Origin of the sequence: Leclercia sp. S52, assembly GCF_039727615.1 — a bacterium.
GTDB classification, from domain to species: domain Bacteria; phylum Pseudomonadota; class Gammaproteobacteria; order Enterobacterales; family Enterobacteriaceae; genus Enterobacter; species Enterobacter adecarboxylatus_B.
Genome location: NZ_CP152474.1, coordinates 4,889,395 through 4,907,817, shown reverse-complemented (window position 1 = coordinate 4,907,817; position 18,423 = coordinate 4,889,395). Strand labels below are relative to the sequence as shown.

The 18,423-nt window shown below is 54.3% G+C and carries 16 protein-coding genes and 1 pseudogene; 2 read left to right on the top strand and 15 right to left on the bottom strand.

Annotated features, from left to right (window positions below; translation table 11 throughout):
• Positions 1-275: 275 nt before the first annotated feature.
• Positions 276-2,370 (top strand): annotated as a pseudogene (locus AAHB66_RS23565) (right-handed parallel beta-helix repeat-containing protein).
• A 326-nt stretch (positions 2,371-2,696) separates the two neighbouring features.
• Here the strand turns inward: AAHB66_RS23565 and AAHB66_RS23560 are convergent.
• The 13 genes from AAHB66_RS23560 to asnC form a co-directional block, all read right to left on the bottom strand.
• On the bottom strand, positions 2,697-3,128 hold the full coding sequence (locus tag AAHB66_RS23560) for a F0F1 ATP synthase subunit epsilon (RefSeq protein WP_347114765.1): 432 nt from the start codon (positions 3,126-3,128) through the stop codon (positions 2,697-2,699).
• A gap of 20 nt (positions 3,129-3,148) precedes the next feature.
• The gene (atpD, locus tag AAHB66_RS23555; protein ID WP_032615506.1) at positions 3,149-4,531 is read right to left on the bottom strand and encodes a F0F1 ATP synthase subunit beta; all 1,383 of its coding nucleotides are present in this window, start codon (positions 4,529-4,531) and stop codon (positions 3,149-3,151) included.
• A 26-nt stretch (positions 4,532-4,557) separates the two neighbouring features.
• Entirely contained in the window at positions 4,558-5,421 is an 864-nt protein-coding gene (gene atpG, locus AAHB66_RS23550; protein WP_307763944.1) for a F0F1 ATP synthase subunit gamma, read from the bottom strand.
• A gap of 50 nt (positions 5,422-5,471) precedes the next feature.
• On the bottom strand, positions 5,472-7,013 hold the full coding sequence (atpA, locus tag AAHB66_RS23545) for a F0F1 ATP synthase subunit alpha (RefSeq protein WP_032615502.1): 1,542 nt from the start codon (positions 7,011-7,013) through the stop codon (positions 5,472-5,474).
• A 12-nt stretch (positions 7,014-7,025) separates the two neighbouring features.
• Complete coding sequence (gene atpH, locus AAHB66_RS23540) at positions 7,026-7,559, bottom strand: F0F1 ATP synthase subunit delta (protein WP_032615500.1); 534 nt, start codon at positions 7,557-7,559, stop codon at positions 7,026-7,028.
• Between the two features lie 14 nt (positions 7,560-7,573).
• On the bottom strand, positions 7,574-8,044 hold the full coding sequence (gene atpF, locus AAHB66_RS23535) for a F0F1 ATP synthase subunit B (protein WP_032615498.1): 471 nt from the start codon (positions 8,042-8,044) through the stop codon (positions 7,574-7,576).
• Positions 8,045-8,097: 53 nt separating this feature from the next.
• Complete coding sequence (atpE, locus tag AAHB66_RS23530) at positions 8,098-8,337, bottom strand: F0F1 ATP synthase subunit C (RefSeq protein WP_000429386.1); 240 nt, start codon at positions 8,335-8,337, stop codon at positions 8,098-8,100.
• A gap of 49 nt (positions 8,338-8,386) precedes the next feature.
• Positions 8,387-9,202 (bottom strand): F0F1 ATP synthase subunit A, encoded by an 816-nt coding sequence (gene atpB, locus AAHB66_RS23525; protein WP_347114764.1) that lies wholly within the window; start codon positions 9,200-9,202, stop codon positions 8,387-8,389.
• 8 nt (positions 9,203-9,210) lie between these two features.
• Positions 9,211-9,591, bottom strand: coding sequence for a F0F1 ATP synthase subunit I (gene atpI, locus AAHB66_RS23520; protein WP_333852448.1), 381 nt, complete (start codon positions 9,589-9,591; stop codon positions 9,211-9,213).
• Between the two features lie 615 nt (positions 9,592-10,206).
• Complete coding sequence (gene rsmG / locus AAHB66_RS23515) at positions 10,207-10,830, bottom strand: 16S rRNA (guanine(527)-N(7))-methyltransferase RsmG (RefSeq protein WP_142487637.1); 624 nt, start codon at positions 10,828-10,830, stop codon at positions 10,207-10,209.
• Positions 10,831-10,935: 105 nt separating this feature from the next.
• The gene (gene mnmG / locus AAHB66_RS23510) at positions 10,936-12,825 is read right to left on the bottom strand and encodes a tRNA uridine-5-carboxymethylaminomethyl(34) synthesis enzyme MnmG (RefSeq protein ID WP_347114763.1); all 1,890 of its coding nucleotides are present in this window, start codon (positions 12,823-12,825) and stop codon (positions 10,936-10,938) included.
• Between the two features lie 373 nt (positions 12,826-13,198).
• Complete coding sequence (gene mioC, locus AAHB66_RS23505; RefSeq protein WP_347114762.1) at positions 13,199-13,648, bottom strand: FMN-binding protein MioC; 450 nt, start codon at positions 13,646-13,648, stop codon at positions 13,199-13,201.
• An 89-nt stretch (positions 13,649-13,737) separates the two neighbouring features.
• The gene (gene asnC / locus AAHB66_RS23500) at positions 13,738-14,196 is read right to left on the bottom strand and encodes a transcriptional regulator AsnC (RefSeq protein ID WP_023331653.1); all 459 of its coding nucleotides are present in this window, start codon (positions 14,194-14,196) and stop codon (positions 13,738-13,740) included.
• Between the two features lie 151 nt (positions 14,197-14,347).
• On the opposite strand from asnC, the gene asnA reads away from it, so the two are divergent.
• A complete protein-coding gene (gene asnA / locus AAHB66_RS23495) occupies positions 14,348-15,340 on the top strand; it encodes an aspartate--ammonia ligase (protein ID WP_347114761.1) in 993 nt (330 codons plus the stop codon).
• On the opposite strand, the gene viaA is transcribed toward asnA, so the two are convergent.
• Complete coding sequence (viaA, locus tag AAHB66_RS23490) at positions 15,341-16,792, bottom strand: ATPase RavA stimulator ViaA (protein ID WP_347114760.1); 1,452 nt, start codon at positions 16,790-16,792, stop codon at positions 15,341-15,343. It abuts the gene before it with no gap.
• A complete protein-coding gene (gene ravA, locus AAHB66_RS23485; RefSeq protein WP_347114759.1) occupies positions 16,786-18,282 on the bottom strand; it encodes an ATPase RavA in 1,497 nt (498 codons plus the stop codon). The genes viaA and ravA overlap by 7 nt, the downstream gene beginning before the upstream one ends.
• Between the last annotated feature and the right edge of the window lie 141 nt (positions 18,283-18,423).

Below are 18,423 nucleotides of genomic sequence, written 5' to 3'. Positions count from 1 at the left end.
CATAAAATGGAGAGGTGGTAAAACGCGCAACCTCGCCAGTTTCGGGCTGTTTAAAGGTTCTTTTTACAGCAGAGTAAAGGACTTTGCCTATGGAATATAGCGTCCTTTGGAGAAGTCTCCAGCCCGCACAACAAGTTAGCTATTGTTTCGCTTCATGAATAAAGCATTCCATAAGCAAAACACTGTTTTAATTATTGAAATATGTGACCCACAAAAAAAGAAACGCCGTTTTATTCTGATAATAATAGCGCTCAATTATTACTCAGGAGAATAAGATGAAGTCTACAATACCTCTGGCCCTGATGATGTGTAGCGCTTTTTCCGCGACAGCCACCGAACAGCCCCCTGTCTGGAAAGCCATTGCGTTTGGGCAATCCACGGACGTGAATTTTTCATCCAACGTATTACCCGAAAAAATTGGCGTTAATGATGTCACCATCGACGGGAAAAAGCTTACGCCGCAGGAGAGTGCCGACCTGAAAAAAGCGATCACGCTGGAGAGCCGCGGCGGCAAAATAGGCAACTCCCACGACGGGTTAACCTTTTTTTATACCGAGCTACCGGCGAGCAAGAATTTCGTTCTGCAGGCCAACATCCGGGTGGATCAGTTTGGACCGGAGAATGGCGCGAAACCCGCTGCGCAGGAAGGGGCCGGGCTGCTGGTGCGCGATGTCCTTGGCAATCCGCGTCAGCAGCCGCTAAAAACCGGTTATGAGGAGTTCCCCGCAGCGTCGAACCAGGTGATGAACGCCATCATGACCCAGGATAAAAAAGATCATCAGCGGGTGAAAATGCAGGCCATCACGCGGGAGGGGGGTCACCCGGCCATGGGGCAATGCCGGGGCAGCCATTAAAAAACAGAGTTATAAGGAGGAGGTGGACCTGAGCCAGACCCCGGAATTTCGTCTCAAGCTGCAGCGCACGGACGATGGCTTTATTACCGCGTGGGCCCCGGTGGACAGCGATAGCTGGGTGAGCAAGAGCGTGCCGCGCGCGGATCTGGTTTCGGTGCAAAACAAGGATAGCTACTACGTCGGCTTCTTCGCATCGCGGAATGCCAGAATCACGGTGACCAACGCCTCGCTGACCACCAGCCCCGCCCATACCCTCTCTTCGACGCCGTGGCAGGCTGAGCCGCTGCCGCTGGTAGTACAGCTGGCTTCCGGGAACATCAGCGCTTCAGGGGATTACCTGTTGCAGGCGCGCGCCAATGAAGACGGGGTATTCAGCGTCCGGCAAAACGAAGTGGTGATCGGTAATGAGAAAACGGTAAAAGCGGGAGAGATGTACACCCTGCCCACTCGTCTTGAGCAGACCAGCACCTTTACGGTGGCCTTTACCCCATCTCAGGGCGAGCCGGTGAATCAGCAACTGACCGTGGAACGCGTCGCGGACAGGGACACGACGCTGCTGTATGCCGCCCCGGACGGTAAAGCGGAGGCGAAAGGCACAGCCGATGCGCCGCTGGATCTCGCCACCGCCATCGCGCTGCTGGCCCCCGGCGGTAAGCTGGTGCTGAAAAGCGGCGATTATCCACGCAGCGAGATCCCACTCACGGCCAGCGGTAGCAGCGACAAGGTCAAAACGTTGCAGGCTGAAGGTAAAGTAGCGATCCGTGGCCTGCTGCTGGACGCCAGCTACTGGCATATCCAGGGTGTCGACGTGACGGAGAAAAGCCTGCGTGTGCAGGGCAGCCATAATCTGATCGAGCGCGTCACCGCGTACCGCAATGACGACACCGGGATCCAGATCTCCTCCCCGGAGAAAATTGGCCGGCCGTTATGGGCGAGCTATAACCGGGTGGTGGATTCCGAATCTTATGCCAATGAGGATCCCGGCAAGATTAACGCCGATGGCTTCGCGGTGAAGATGCGGGTAGGTGAAGGCAACCGGCTGGAGAAGTGCTATGCCCACGACAATATCGACGACGGTTTTGATCTGTTCAACAAGATTGAAGATGGTGCAAACGGCGTGGTGGTGATCGAGAACTCGGTTGCCAGCAACAATACCAGTAACGGCTTTAAGCTCGGCGGGGAAGGGCAGCCAGTGGCGCACCAGATCCGCAACAGCAAAGCGACCGGAAATCATCTGGACGGCTTCACCGATAACTTTAACCCGGGCAAGCTGGTGGTGGAGAACAACATCGCGGTCGATAACCAGCGCTTTAACTATATCTTCCGCCCAAGCCCGTACGGCGACGTAACAACCCAGGGGATCTTTACCGGCAATCTGTCGATCCGTAATCAGCCCGGTGAGTATGACGATGCAGTGGTGGGGACCATTGATAACACGAACTATTTTATTGTGAAGGGTAAAAGCGTAAATGCGGACGGGAAGGAGTTAGACAAAACGCAGGTGCAGACCCAATAACCAGAGCGGCGCTTCGCTTATCACACTACGGTAAGCGTGGCGCCACCCGGCACATCAGCACTTAGTGGTTGAACGTACCGAAAGAAACGCTCATGTTGCTGAAGAGGGCGATGATTTTGTTAATGAGTTTCATGATGGCATCCTGATATTGTTTGAGTTCAGTTTTGTGACATTCATCACAAAACGAAGTCTACTCCTGACCATTTCGCCGATCAATCTTTTTGTGATCTAAATCAAAAAATAATAAAACTCCGTTTTAGTTTCAATTTTACTGAAACGGAACCATAAAAAAAGCCAGTCTGGAGACCAGACTGGCTTTCGTACTTTCAAGCCGGTGTTACATCGCTTTTTTTGGTCAACTCGATAACGCGCAGTTTCGCGATCGCTTTGGCCAGCTCTGCAGACGCCTGAGCGTAATCCACGTCGCCATGAGAGCTCTTAATGTGCTCTTCTGCTTTACGCTTCGCTTCCAGAGCTCGCGCTTCGTCGAGATCCTGGCCACGAATTGCGGTATCAGCCAGTACGGTCACGCTGCCAGGTTGCACTTCAATCATGCCCCCGGACAGATAGATAAACTCTTCATGACCGAACTGTTTAACGATGCGGATCATACCAGGCTTAATGGCGGTGAGCAGCGGGGCGTGTCCCGGGAAGATACCCAGTTCACCTTCACTACCCGTTACCTGGATTTTCTCGACCAGACCAGAGAACATTTGTTGCTCTGCGCTGACGACGTCCAGGTGGTAAGTCATTGCCATATCACCCTCCGATTAAGGCGTTAAAGTTTTTTGGCTTTTTCCACGGCTTCGTCGATGGAACCGACCATGTAGAACGCCTGCTCCGGCAGGTGATCGTATTCGCCTTCCATGATGCCTTTAAAGCCACGGATGGTGTCTTTCAGCGCAACGTATTTGCCCGGGGAACCGGTAAATACTTCTGCAACGAAGAACGGCTGGGACAGGAAGCGCTGGATCTTACGTGCGCGTGCTACCACCAGTTTGTCTTCTTCAGACAGTTCATCCATACCCAGGATGGCGATGATGTCTTTCAGTTCCTGATAACGCTGCAGCAGGGACTGTACGCCACGCGCGGTGTCGTAGTGTTCCTGACCAACGACCAGTGGATCCAGCTGACGGCTGGTGGAGTCCAGCGGGTCAACGGCCGGGTAGATACCCAGAGACGCGATCTGACGGCTCAGTACCACGGTTGCATCTAAGTGAGCAAAGGTGGTGGCTGGTGATGGGTCAGTCAAGTCATCCGCAGGTACGTATACCGCCTGAACGGAGGTAATAGAACCGGTTTTGGTAGAGGTGATACGTTCCTGCAGAACACCCATCTCTTCCGCCAGGGTCGGCTGGTAGCCTACTGCTGATGGCATACGACCCAGCAGTGCGGATACTTCCGTACCGGCCAGGGTGTAACGGTAGATGTTGTCAACGAACAGCAGGACGTCACGACCTTCGTCACGGAACTTCTCAGCCATGGTCAGGCCGGTCAGCGCAACGCGCAGACGGTTTCCTGGTGGCTCGTTCATCTGGCCGTAAACCAGGGATACTTTATCCAGAACGTTGGAGTCGGTCATCTCGTGGTAGAAGTCGTTACCCTCACGAGTACGCTCACCCACGCCTGCAAACACGGAGTAACCGGAGTGCTCGATCGCGATGTTACGGATCAGCTCCATCATGTTTACGGTTTTACCTACACCCGCACCGCCGAACAGACCAACTTTACCGCCCTTCGCGAACGGACACATCAGGTCGATTACTTTGATGCCGGTTTCCAGCAGTTCCTGAGAGCTGGACAGCTCTTCATAGGAAGGTGCTGAACGGTGGATAGCCCAACGCTCTTCTTCGCCGATGTCGCCTTTCATATCGATCGGCTGACCCAGGACGTTCATGATACGGCCCAGGGTTGCTTTACCTACTGGTACTTCGATTGGGTGTTCGAGGTCTTTAACTTCCAGACCACGACGCAGACCGTCGGAAGAACCCATGGCGATGGTACGCACGATACCGCCGCCGAGCTGCTGCTGAACTTCCAGCACCAGGCTCTCATTACCATTCTGAACCTCAAGAGCATCGTACACGCGCGGTACGGCATCCTGAGGGAACTCGACGTCAACCACGGCGCCGATTACCTGGACAATTTTTCCAGTAGCCATCTTGAATCCTCTACGAATTAACCTGGTTATACCGCGGATGCACCACCGACGATCTCGGTGAGTTCCTGAGTAATGCTGGCCTGACGAGCTTTGTTGTATACCAACTGCAGCTCTTTAATCAGGCTGCCGCCATTGTCGGTCGCGGCTTTCATCGCCACCATACGTGCGGCCTGCTCGCTGGCCAGGTTTTCTACCACGCCCTGATAAACCTGAGATTCAACATAACGACGCAGCAGGGTATCCAGCAGCGGTTTTGGATCCGGTTCATACAGGTAATCCCAGGATTTATGCTTCAACTCTGGCTCGTCTGATGCCGGTAATGGCAGCAGCTGAGTGAGGGTCGGAACCTGAGACATGGTGTTAATAAATTTGTTGCTGACAACGTACAGCCTGTCCAGACGGCCTTCATCATAGGCCTGCAACATCACTTTTACCGGGCCGATCAGTTCGGACAGGGACGGGTTATCACCCATACCGGTCACCTGGGCGACAATATTGCCACCGACGGAATTGAAGAAAGAGACGCCCTTGGAGCCGATCATCGCGATATCGCTCTGAACGCCTTTATCGGACCATGCTTTCATATCCGCCAGCAGTTTTTTGAACAGGTTAATGTTCAAGCCACCGCACAGACCACGGTCGGTCGACACCACCAGGTAGCCCACGCGCTTAACGTCGCGTTCTTCCAGGTAAGGGTGCTTATATTCCAGATTACCGCTCGCAAGGTGACCAATCACTTTGCGCATGGTATCTGCATAAGGACGGCTGGCCGCCATACGCTCCTGCGATTTACGCATTTTGGAAGCGGCGACCATCTCCATCGCTTTAGTGATCTTTTGCGTGTTCTGGACGCTTGCGATCTTACTACGTATCTCTTTTGCGCCGGCCATGAGCTTCTCCTCAATGCCTTGCGGTCTGTCCTAAGACAGACCGCCAGACTTTACCAGGACTGGGTTGCTTTGAAGGAATCGAGCAGGCTCTTCAGCTTGCCTTCGATTTCGTCGTTATAGCCACCGGACTGGTTGATCTCTTGCATCAGCGGAGCATGGTCACGGTCAGCGTAAGCCAACAGAGCGGCTTCGAAGCTACCGATTTTCGCCAGTTCTACATCCCCCAGATAACCACGTTCTGCTGCGAACAGTACCAGGCCCTGCTGTGCAACTGACATAGGGGCATACTGTTTCTGTTTCAGCAGCTCGGTCACTTTCTGACCGTGGTCCAGCTGTTTACGGGTTGCATCGTCAAGGTCGGATGCAAACTGGGAGAACGCTGCCAGTTCACGATACTGTGCCAGCGCGGTACGGATACCACCGGACAGTTTCTTGATGATCTTGGTCTGCGCTGCGCCACCAACACGGGATACGGAGATACCCGGGTTAACTGCCGGACGAATACCGGAGTTAAACAGGTTGGTTTCCAGGAAGATCTGACCATCGGTAATGGAGATTACGTTGGTCGGAACGAACGCAGAAACGTCACCCGCCTGGGTTTCGATGATCGGCAGTGCGGTCAGAGAACCGGTCTGGCCTTTCACTTCACCTTTAGTGAAGTTCTCAACGTATTCCGCGTTAACGCGGGATGCACGCTCCAGCAGACGGGAGTGCAGATAGAATACGTCGCCCGGGAATGCTTCACGTCCTGGTGGACGACGGAGCAGCAGGGAAACCTGACGGTATGCAACGGCCTGTTTGGACAGGTCATCATAAACGATCAGTGCATCTTCACCGCGGTCACGGAAGTATTCGCCCATTGCGCAACCGGCATACGGTGCCAGATATTGCAGTGCAGCAGATTCAGAAGCGGTAGCCACAACAACGATGGTGTTAGCCAGCGCGCCGTGCTCTTCCAGTTTACGAACCACGTTGGAAATGGTGGACGCTTTCTGGCCGATAGCCACGTACACACATTTGATGCCGGAGTCACGCTGGTTGATGATCGCATCGATTGCCATCGCGGTTTTACCGGTCTGACGGTCACCGATGATCAGCTCACGCTGGCCACGGCCGATTGGGATCATGGCGTCAACGGATTTATAACCGGTCTGCACCGGCTGGTCGACGGACTGACGGTCGATTACGCCCGGTGCGATAACTTCGATTGGCGAGAAGCCATCGTTATCAACCGGACCTTTACCGTCGATTGGTGCACCCAGGGTGTTCACCACGCGACCCAGCAGGCCGCGGCCAACTGGAACTTCAAGAATACGGCCAGTACACTTGACCTTCATGCCTTCGGCGAGGTCAGCGTAAGGACCCATCACAACTGCACCTACGGAGTCGCGCTCCAGGTTCAGTGCGATAGCGTAACGGTTACCCGGCAGGGAAATCATCTCACCCTGCATACAATCGGCCAGGCCGTGGATGCGGATAACACCGTCGCTTACAGAAACAATAGTACCTTCGTTGTGAGCTTCACTCACAACACTGAACTGAGCAATGCGCTGCTTGATCAGTTCGCTGATTTCGGTGGAATTCAGTTGCATGCTCCAGTCCCCTTAAGACTGCAAGACGTCTGCAAGGCGCTCAAGACGGCCGCGTACGCTGCCATCAATGACCATATCACCCGCACGGATGATTACGCCCGCCATTACAGACTTATCGATATTGCAATTCAGCTTCACTTTGCGTGACAGACGTTTTTCCATCGCGGCGGTGATTTTCGCAAGCTGTTCGTTACTCAGCTCAGTCGCAGAAGTTACGTGAACTTCAACGGTGGCTTCACTGAGGGCACGCAGGTGCTCGAACTGCTCAAGAACATCCGGGAGCGCTTTCAGACGACCATTTTCTGCCATTACCCGAATCAGGTTCTGACCGTTGGTGTCCAGCTGCTCACCGCAAATGGCGATGAACGAACTGGCGAGGGTTTCCGGTGCCAGTGCACCCGAAAGCATCTCAGCCATGTGTTCGTTTTTCGTTACCTCAGCGGCAAACGCCAGCATGTTCTGCCAGCGATCGACATTTTGGTGTTCGATAGCAAAGTCAAAAGCTGCTTTGGCGTAGGGGCGAGCTACCGTAACAAATTCAGACATCAGCCCCTCCCTCCTTACAGTTCAGCGACAAGTTTGTCCACGATGTCGCTGTTAGCAGCTTCATCCACGGAACGTTCGATGATCTTCTCGGCGCCAGCAACAGCCAGAATCGCGACCTGCTTACGCAGCTCTTCGCGAGCACGTTTACGCTCGGCATCAATTTCTGCCTGCGCTTGCGTCACGATTTTAGTACGTTCCTGTTCTGCTTCAGCTTTCGCTTCGTCCAGGATCTGAGAACGACGTTTGTTCGCCTGCTCGATGATTACCTGGGCTTCCGCTTTCGCTTTTTTCAGCTGGTCGGTCGCGTTGGCCTGTGCAAGGTCCAAATCTTTCTTAGCGCGTTCTGCAGAAGCCAGACCGTCAGAGATTTCTTTCTGACGTTTTTCGATGGCTGCCATTAATGGCGGCCATACATACTTCATGCAGAACCAGACAAAGATAACAAACGCGATGGCCTGGCCGAGGATTGTTGCGTTCATGTTCACAGCACAATACCTCTTTAAATTTACAACTGTGGCTTAGGGTTTAAATCTACTTACTACGCGACAGCAAACATCACGTACAGACCCAGACCTACAGCGATCATCGGGATAGCATCCACCAGACCCATAACGATAAAGAACTGAGTACGCAGCAGAGGAATCAGATCCGGTTGACGCGCTGCGCCTTCCAGGAATTTGCCCCCGAGGATGCCGATACCGATCGCAGCACCGATAGCCGCCAGACCCATCATCACAGCGGCAGCCATGTACAGCAGATCCATATTCAGGTTTTCCATGACAGTCTCCAGTTTGTTTCAGTTAAAACGTAGTAGTGTTGGTAAAGAATCAGTGCTCTTCAGACGCCATCGACAGATAGACGATCGTCAGAACCATGAAGATAAAGGCTTGCAGCGTAATGATCAGGATGTGGAAAATGGCCCATGGCACATTCAGAACCCACTGTGACCACCACGGCAGAAGACCCGCGATCAGAATGAAAATCAGCTCACCCGCATACATGTTGCCGAACAGTCGCAGACCGAGAGAAATCGGTTTGGACAGCAGGCTAACGCCTTCCAGGATCAGGTTGACCGGAATAAACGCCCAGTGGTTGAACGGCTGCAAGGTAAGCTCTTTCACGAAGCCGCCTACACCTTTCATTTTGATGCTGTAGAAAAGAATCAGGATGAATACGCCCAGCGCCATAGACAGGGTGATGTTCACGTCAGCAGACGGCACCACACGCAGGGCAGGCAGACCGAGGACGTTTTCACCAATCCACGGCAACAGGTCAATCGGCAGCAGGTCCATCAGGTTCATCAGGAAGACCCACACAAAGACGGTCAGCGCCAGCGGTGCAATCACCTTGCTCTTACCGTGGTACATGTCTTTGACGCTGCCATGGACGAAGCCAATGATCATTTCGATGAAGGTCTGGAATTTCCCTGGAACGCCGCTGGTTGCACGTTTCGCAACGCCGCGGAAAATGGCCAGGAACAACAGACCCAGTGCCACCGAGAAGAACATGGAGTCGATATTGATCGTCCAGAAGGTGGCTGGGGGGTTATGCGGATCCACCAGCGAGAATGTACGCAGGTCCAACTGAAGGTTGTTCAGATGGTGACCTATGTAATCCTGCGGCGTCATATTTTCTGAAGCCATGATGCCTTTTACCCTTTGTTATTGATTACAGCTGGCGCCAGAACTTGTACCACCAGCACCAAAACCCACGTCACTATCAGCGGCAAAAATACCACTTTAAAAACCGCCAGCGCCATCACCAGAAGGGCAAAGGTCAGCAACACCTTACACACTTCGCCCAGAGCGAAGGACCAGGCCATGCGGCCTTTGGCAGGTGTATGCGCCTGATGACGCCAGGCAAAAATCATAAACAACATATTCGGCACAACGACTGCCAAACCTCCGCTTACCGCAGAGATGCCCCAGAAGGGGTCTTTGAGGCAGAACAGCAATCCGCTTGCTATCACCGCCAGAAACTGAATGAACAGAAGCTTACGAGCAACGTTTCGACTCAAGAGCGACACAGACATCACGTTTTTACTCCTGCTCCCTTCGAGGTATGCCGCGTGTCGTATAAAACGTCCTTTAGGGCTCAGAGTCAAGCAGCAAAAAGCGGTCAAATTATACGGTGCGTCCCCGTGATTTCAAACAATAAGTAGCGAAAAGGTGAATAAATGTTTAAATATTTTTCCCCGGCGCTATTTCTTAACTTTTCATCAAACTGTGAATGAGGCGTCAAAACTGCAAACCACGCGGAAACGTTGGCTACAAAGCGTGCACGAGATCACAAAATACACATTTACGATAAGGTCGAATAAATTAAAGCAGTAAATCGTTATATTTCATGTCGATGATATTAAAGCGTAATTTCAGCAACTATTTTCAAAACAGCCCTGTATACAACAAAAACCTTTTATTGACATTTATAATAAATATTTAACATTACGATCTGGTTACTCTTCCCTACTTTTAGCACGCTGATATTTTCAATGTTTATTATTTTTTGGGTTAACTACACACTTACGTTAACCCAAAGAAAATCCATAGTAAAAAAGCGGTTAAATAAGCACTGTATAATTCTTAACCTGACGCCTGGTTTTTAACATACTAAGAACAGCACAAATTCCACATTTTTTATTATTTTTTTAAAAATTGTTTGGCTTAACGATCACCAGATGGCGTTCACCTTCCAGCTGAGGAACGCGCAATTTAATGGCTGACTCCAGCTCAAACCCGGCAGGCAACTGAGCGATTTCGTCTTCCGGCAGGATCCCTTTCAGGGCATAAAAGCGCCCGTTCTGTGCCGGCAGATGCTTACACCAGTCAATCATGTCGTTGAGCGAGGCAAATGCCCGGCTGATCACGCCATCAAACGGCGGCTCGGCGGGAAACTCCTCTACCCTACTCTGCACCGGATGAATATTTTCCAGCTTCAACTCATGTTGAACCTGGCGCAGGAAGCGCACGCGCTTACCCAGGCTGTCCAGCAGCGTGAACTGGCACTCAGGACGCACGATTGAGAGCGGGATACCCGGCAGACCCGGGCCGGTGCCCACATCGATAAAACGCTCGCCCTGGAGGTGAGGCGCCACGACGATGCTGTCGAGGATGTGACGCACCAGCATCTCATTCGGGTCGCGAACCGAGGTGAGGTTATAGGCCTTGTTCCATTTGTGCAGCATATCGACATACCCCACCAGCTGATTTTTCTGGTGATCGGTGAGCGAAATACCGGCTTGATCCAGCAGACGAGTGAGTTTGTTGAGCACGGTGAATACCTGTTGAGATGCGTTTTGGCGGGTGGCGCTGAGCTTACCCGCCCTACGGAGTTCTGTAGGCCCGGATCGCTACGCATCACCGGGCAGTTCTTACGATTACGCGCTGCGGCGCAGCATACCCTGTTTTTTCAGCCACACCAGCAGAATGGAGATGGCCGCAGGGGTGACGCCAGAAATACGCGATGCCTGGCCGATGGATGACGGTTTATGGTCATTCAGCTTGGCGATCACCTCGTTGGAGAGGCCGTTAACCTGGCGGTAATCCAGCGTGGCCGGGAGGATGGTACTCTCGTTGCGCTGCTGTTTCTCGATCTCATCCTGCTGACGGGCGATATAGCCTTCGTATTTCACCTGGATTTCGACCTGCTCGGCGGCCTGCACGTCTTCCAGACCCGGCGCGAACGGCGTCATCTGAATCAGCTGGTCGTAGGTCATCTCCGGACGACGGAGCAGATCTTCCCCGCTGGCTTCACGCGACAGCGGCGCAGACAGGTGAGCATTCACTTCGTCTACAGATTCGGTTGTTGGGTTGACCCAGGTGGACTTCAGGCGCTGACGTTCGCGCTCGATGTTCTCCAGCTTCTCGTTGAAACGCGCCCAGCGAGCATCATCCACCAGACCCAGCTCGCGACCGATTTCGGTCAGGCGCAGATCGGCGTTGTCTTCACGCAGCATCAGACGATATTCCGCGCGGGAGGTAAACATGCGGTACGGCTCTTTGGTCCCCAGGGTGCAGAGGTCGTCCACCAGCACGCCAAGGTAAGCCTGAGAACGGCCCGGCGCCCAGCCCTCTTTTTCGGCCGAGAAGCGCGCGGCGTTCAGACCGGCCAGCAGACCCTGCGCAGCCGCTTCTTCGTAACCGGTGGTGCCGTTGATCTGGCCCGCAAAGAACAGCCCCTGGATATATTTGCTCTCCAGCGTCGGCTTCAGGTCACGCGGATCGAAGAAGTCATACTCGATGGCGTAGCCCGGACGGACAATCTTCGCATTCTCCATCCCCTGCATCGAACGGACGATCTGCATCTGTACGTCGAAAGGCAGGCTGGTGGAGATACCGTTCGGGTAGATCTCGTTGGAGGTCAGCCCTTCCGGCTCGAGGAAGATCTGGTGCTGGTTACGATCGGCAAAGCGCATTACCTTGTCTTCGATCGACGGGCAGTAGCGTGGGCCGATCCCTTCGATCACCCCGGCATACATCGGGCTGCGATCGAGGTTACTGCGGATCACGTCATGGGTTTTCTCGTTGGTGTGCGTGACATAGCACGGCACCTGGCGCGGATGTTGATCCACGTTGCCCATGAACGAGAAGACCGGCATCGGGTTATCGCCGTGCTGCTGTGCCAACACGCTGAAATCGATAGTGCGGGCGTCAATTCGCGGCGGCGTGCCGGTTTTCAGGCGGCTGACGCGCAGCGGCAGCTCGCGCAGACGGCGCGACAGCGGAATGGACGGCGGATCGCCAGCACGGCCACCGCTGTAGTTATCCAGTCCGATATGAATTTTGCCATCGAGGAAGGTCCCGACGGTCAGCACAACGGCTTTGGCACGGAATTTCAGACCCATCTGGGTCACGGCGCCAACGACACGATCGTTTTCGACGATCAGATCTTCAACCGCCTGCTGGAAGATCATCAGGTTCGGCTGATTCTCCAGCGCGGTACGCACCGCCTGGCGATAGAGCACGCGGTCTGCCTGTGCACGGGTGGCGCGAACGGCAGGGCCTTTACTCGCGTTTAGTATCCTAAACTGGATACCTGCATGATCGATCGCGGTGGCCATCAGGCCGCCAAGTGCATCCACTTCTTTTACCAGGTGTCCTTTCCCAATGCCGCCAATCGCCGGATTACAGGACATCTGTCCTAGCGTGTCGATATTGTGTGTCAAAAGCAGGGTCTGTTGACCCATACGCGCCGCGGCCATTGCGGCCTCGGTGCCTGCATGACCCCCGCCAATGATGATGACGTCAAAAGGATCCTGATAAAACATGGTGGTCTGCCTCGCGTAAAGCGGTAAGAAAATGGATTGAAGCCCGGGCCGTGGATTCTACTCAACTTTAGTCGATCGAGAAAGCACTGGGATCCTGGCTATTAAAAAGAAGATCTTTTTATTTAGAGATCTGTTTTATTGTGATCTCTTATTAGGATCGCGGTTTTCTGTGGATAAGCCGGATCTCCCGAAGAAGATCATGCGTTTAGAGAGGATCGTTTGCTGTGAATGATCGGTGATCCTGCAACGTATAAGCTGGGATCAGATCGCGTAGTTATACACAGCACAAAAAGTCATCAAGGGTTATTCTTGGGATAACTACCGGTTGATCCAAGCTTTTAACCAGAGTTATCCACATCTGTTCGCACGATCTTTAATCGGTTTTGAGTAAATTTTTCCATTCAGCCAGCCAAAGTTCCGCTGGATCTTCGGGAATATCGTGATCGAGGATGTTGATCTTCAGCGTTTCGCCGATCTGTTGTGCCCCGCAGGACTTCAGTTCGGTCTCGACTTTCTCAACGGCGCCGCAGAAGGTGTCATATTCCCGGCTGCCGATGCCGATCGCCCCAAAACGGACGTTCGCCAGGTCGGGCTGCTGCTCTTTTAACTCTTCATATAAAGGAAGAAGGTTATCCGGAAGATCGCCCGCACCGTGGGTGGAGGTGATCAACAGCCAGATCCCGTCGATCGGCAGATCTTCTAATAACGGTCCGTGCAGCGTTTCAGTGGAAAAACCCGCGTCTTCCAGCTTTTCAGCCAGGTGTTCCGCTACATATTCAGCCCCGCCAAGGGTACTGCCGCTGATAAGAGTAATATCTGCCATGGATCGCTCGCTCATATAAAGAGGGATCATTGTACGCTGTGAGCGAGCTGGGATCTACCTGTGGAAAATGTGGGTATGAATTTGCCCGATCATGGGCGGATGGTGCGCATGATCGGGTTCTGAAGGGAGATCAGGGTCTCGGTGGACTGAATTTCATCGATTGTTTGGATCTTGTTGATAAGTACCTGCTGCAGGGCGTCGATCGAGCGGCACATCACCTTAATAAAGATGCTGTAGTGGCCGGTGGTGTAGTAGGCCTCGGTCACCTCATCCAGCGCATTCAGCCTGGCCAGCGCCGAAGGGTAATCTTTCGCACTCTTAAGGATAATGCCGATAAAGCAGCAGACGTCGTACCCCAGCTGCTTCGGGCTGACGTCGATATGCGCCCCGGTGATGATCCCCGCCTGCTTCATCTTCTCTACGCGTACATGAATGGTGCCCGGGCTGACGCCAAACTGTTTGGCCAGTTCGGCATAGGCGGTACGAGCGTTAGCCATCAGGGCCTCAAGGATGCCGCGGTCCAGATTGTCGATCTGATAATTTTCCATAGCTTTTTCTTATGAAGATTAATGAATCATTCTATTTTAGCGGGTAATTTTATCGAATCAAAAGTGATAGCGGAGTTTTATTGTTGGATTATTGAAAGAGCTTCTTTTTTTGTTGCTTAATCAATGCCAACAGGACGCAGGAGTATAAATAATGAAAACCGCTTACATCGCACAACAACGCCAGATCAGTTTCGTTAAATCCCATTTTTCCCGCCAGCTGGAAGAGAAGCTCGGTCTTATTGAAGTCCAGGCGCCGATCTTAAGCCGCGTGGGTGACGGGACGCAGGACAACCTGTCTGGTTGCGAAAAAGCGGTACAGGTGAAAGTGAAAACACTGCCAGACGCCCAGTTCGAAGTGGTTCATTCCCTCGCGAAGTGGAAGCGTCAAACCCTGGGACAACACGACTTCAGCGCGGGCGAAGGGCTTTACACGCACATGAAAGCCCTTCGCCCCGATGAAGACCGGCTTACCGCCATTCACTCTGTTTACGTTGACCAGTGGGACTGGGAACGCGTGATGGGTGATGGCGAACGTCATACCCGTACGCTGAAAGCGACGGTAGAAGCCATTTATGCCGGGATCAAAGAAACCGAAGCGGCGGTCAGCAAAGAGTTTGGTCTGACCCCGTTCCTGCCGGAGACGATCCAGTTTGTTCACAGCCAGGAGCTGCTGACCCGCTTCCCGGATCTGGATGCCAAAGGCCGTGAGCGTGCTATCGCTAAAGAGCTGGGTGCCGTGTTCCTGATTGGTATCGGCGGCAAACTGTCTCATGGTCAGCGCCACGACGTTCGTGCGCCGGATTATGATGACTGGAGCAGTGAAGGCGAGAGCGGCCTGGCGGGCCTGAACGGCGATATTCTGGTGTGGAACCCGGTTCTGGAAGATGCGTTTGAACTCTCTTCCATGGGGATCCGCGTCGATGCCGAAGCCCTGCAGCGTCAGCTGGCGATCACCGGTGACGAAGATCGTCTCAAGCTGGAGTGGCACCAGGCGCTGCTGCGCGGTGAGATGCCGCAGACCATCGGCGGCGGCATTGGCCAGTCTCGTCTGACCATGTTACTGCTGCAGCTCTCCCACATCGGCCAGGTTCAGTGTGGCGTATGGCCACAGCAGGTTCGTGATAGCGTGGATGCGCTGCTGTAATTAGCGTTTCCAGCGCCGCAGCAGGCGGCTACGCAACCCGGTATCAAAGCGCCAGATATGATCGAAGATGCGCATGATGCCGGGTTTTCCATGTGTGGACATCGCCACCGCGTGAAAACGGTGCTGATGTTCCCGCTGCAACACCTTCACCTTACTCACCACCTCATCCGGCAGCCGCTGGGCAATAAAATCCGAGATCACCACTGCGTCGGCGTCATACCACTCTCCGCCCTGCATGCGCTCGATAATGGCGCGAAAACAGCTGGCGAGATCGGTGCCGCCGCGAAAGCGCTGGCTTAAGAAGCGGATCGCCTGCTCGAGGCCGTGCTGGCCCGACAGCTCGTAGCCCACCACCTCGCTGGAAAAGAGCATAATAAAGCAGCGCCGTCTGTCGGCGAGCGCCACGCGCATCAGCGCCAGGCAAAAGGCTTTAGCGCACTGCTCATTGAAGCCACCCATCGAACCGGAGGTATCCACGCAGACGATAAACGGCCCGCGGGGCTGTTCGTCGAAATCCTGATGCACGGCCGGGCGCTGGCTGACCTTCTCCCGCCAGGCATCGCCGTGCAGCCGGTAGGTCAGAAGCTGCTTCTCCACCAGCCGACGGTAAAATTCATACTCCAGCTCGGTGATACCCAGGGTGGCCAGCTCGGGCGGCAGCAGACGCAGAATATCGTCGCTCTGCTGCAGTCCATCTACCTGCTCCGGCACCGTCGCCGGCTCGCGCACCAGGGTGCGGAAGGTTTCCAGCGGGGCATCCTTTTTTGGCACCGACTTCGCCTCCCGGGAACGGCCCAGCTGTTCTGCCAGCTGCATCAGCTCCGGCTGCTGCGCCAGAAAGTCGCCATAGCGAACAATAAGCTGATAGTCCCCGCGTTTGAGCTGACCGGCGCTCATATCCCACAGGCGACCGGCGGCGTTTTCATTCTCCACCAGTACCGGCTCCAGGGCCCCGGCTAAGGTCATGCGCTCCTGCACTTCGCTGAGCAGCTGTTCGCGCTCCTCTTCCAGCAGCTGCTGATTCAGGGAGGTGGCCTGCACCACCAGGCTCAACCGCCAGCGCTGTAAAAACAGGGTATGCAGGGCGGGCGTAAAGGTGGCGTTATCCACCACCAGCTGCCGGGCCTGGCTGGCGTACGGGGAGTGAACCCTGTCCAGCAGGGTTAAAATCTGCGGCAACTGGACGATCAGCTGGGGCGTGGAGAGCAGCTGGCTCTGCTGATAGCACATCACCTCTTCGGTCAGCTCTGGCGGGACGCGGGTATCTTTCAGTCTTTTGCGTAAATTTTCCCGCCAGCGCGGAAGATCGTCAGTAATGGCAGTTTTAAGCCGCGGGAATTTTTCGAAAAAAACTGCCAGCTGCGGTGAGGCCAGCAGGGTGAGGATGATCTCTTCGATCATGCCCTCCTCACCGACGGCAAGCATGATGTTGAGCGTGTCCAGCGTCAGCATTGACGCGCCTGTTTGATCTGCGCGCTTACATCCTGCAGGCTCGATTCAATCCGGCCCAGCCAGTCACTGTGGATAAACAGGCATTTCTGCTGCTCGCTGAAGCGGGTATGCTGCAGGTGCCACTGGTTATCCAGCGCTTCCAGCTGCTGTTTGATCTCTTCCGGGACGCTATCAGAGGCAGTGCCGGGCAGCGCAAGGCGCGATCCCTGCAGGCTGACGTCGCGGATCACCAGATGCAGACTGCCGTCCACTTCCATATTGAGCTGCTGGGCAAAACCGATGCCGTTGAGCTTGCCGCGGATCTCGCCGCCTTTGGTCAGCCACAGCGACAGGGCTTCGCGCTCAATGGTGATGTGAATCACCTGCATATCATGGAGCTTAAGCGGCTGCTGGAGGAGCAGCGTCAGGGTGGTCTCGCTCAGTTCGGCCGGTAGTTCGTAGTGCGGACGCCGGGCAAACATGCCGCTCTGACGGTTGACGCGCAGGGCGGTTTTGTCGCTTTGCTGCTGCTGAAGCTGAAGACGGCGCTGGGTGATGGCCCCGAGCTGGTTCAGCATCTCCTGCTGCCCCCAGGCGTGCCCGGTCATCAATATTTCAAGTTGCTGCTGCATCAGGTTCATACCGTTGGCGTCATGCCACAGGCAATCTTTCAGCAGGATCAGATCGATAGGGGCAACCGCATCGCGACCGCTGAACAGGGCGCTGGCCTGCAGCAGGCGAATGGCTTTCTTCCAGCGACGATCGGAGACGTAAGGCGCACCCGGCAGGGCATCCAGCTGCTGGCGCAGCATAAAGACCAGGTCAAACACCGCATCCGGCAGTTTGATTTTACCGATGTCCTGCTGCCACTGCTGGTACTCCTCGTCCGTCACCTGCAATGCGGCAGGTACCGGGTTATCGTTCTCATCCTGCTGGCTAATCAGCAGCGAGCGGAAGTTCGCTTTGTCCTGTACTTTGTCGAGCCACAGGCGGATCAGCATGCGGTCATATAAGGCTTCGAGACTGCTGTCGGCTTCCGGCAGTTCGTTGGAGGCCGCTACCAGCAGGCGCATCGGGATTTTCCCCTCATGTGCGCCATTGCGGAACCGGCGTTCGTTGATGGCGGTGAGCAGGGTATTGAGGATCGCCGGGCCGGCTTTCCAGATTTCATCGAGAAAAACGATCTCCGCTTCCGGCAGATAGCCCGCCGTTAAACGTTCATAGCGTCCTTCATCTTTAAGCGCTTGGATGGAGAGCGGGCCGAACACCTCTTCCGGCGTGGAAAAGCGGGTCATCAGATACTCAAAGGCTCTGGCATGCTGAAACGCGAATTTCAGCCGGCGGGCAATGAGGCTTTTTGCAATGCCGGGTGGCCCCAGCAGAAAGACGCTTTCGCCGCTCAGTGCCGCCAGTAAACAGAGGCGGATGGCGTGGCTACGTTCAAATAGCCCTTTTTCCAGCGCGCCGCTGAGACGGGAAATTCTTTCTGCTAATAAATGAGTGTGAGCCATAATTGTTTTGCATCCTTTCGCCGTATACCCGGCTAATTGAAGCGAGTATAGACGTTTCGTTCGGGGCTGGTAATAGACTGAACTACGGTGCTATTTTCTTTGCGCTATGTTAATGACGGTGCATTTAGGGGTACGATTCTA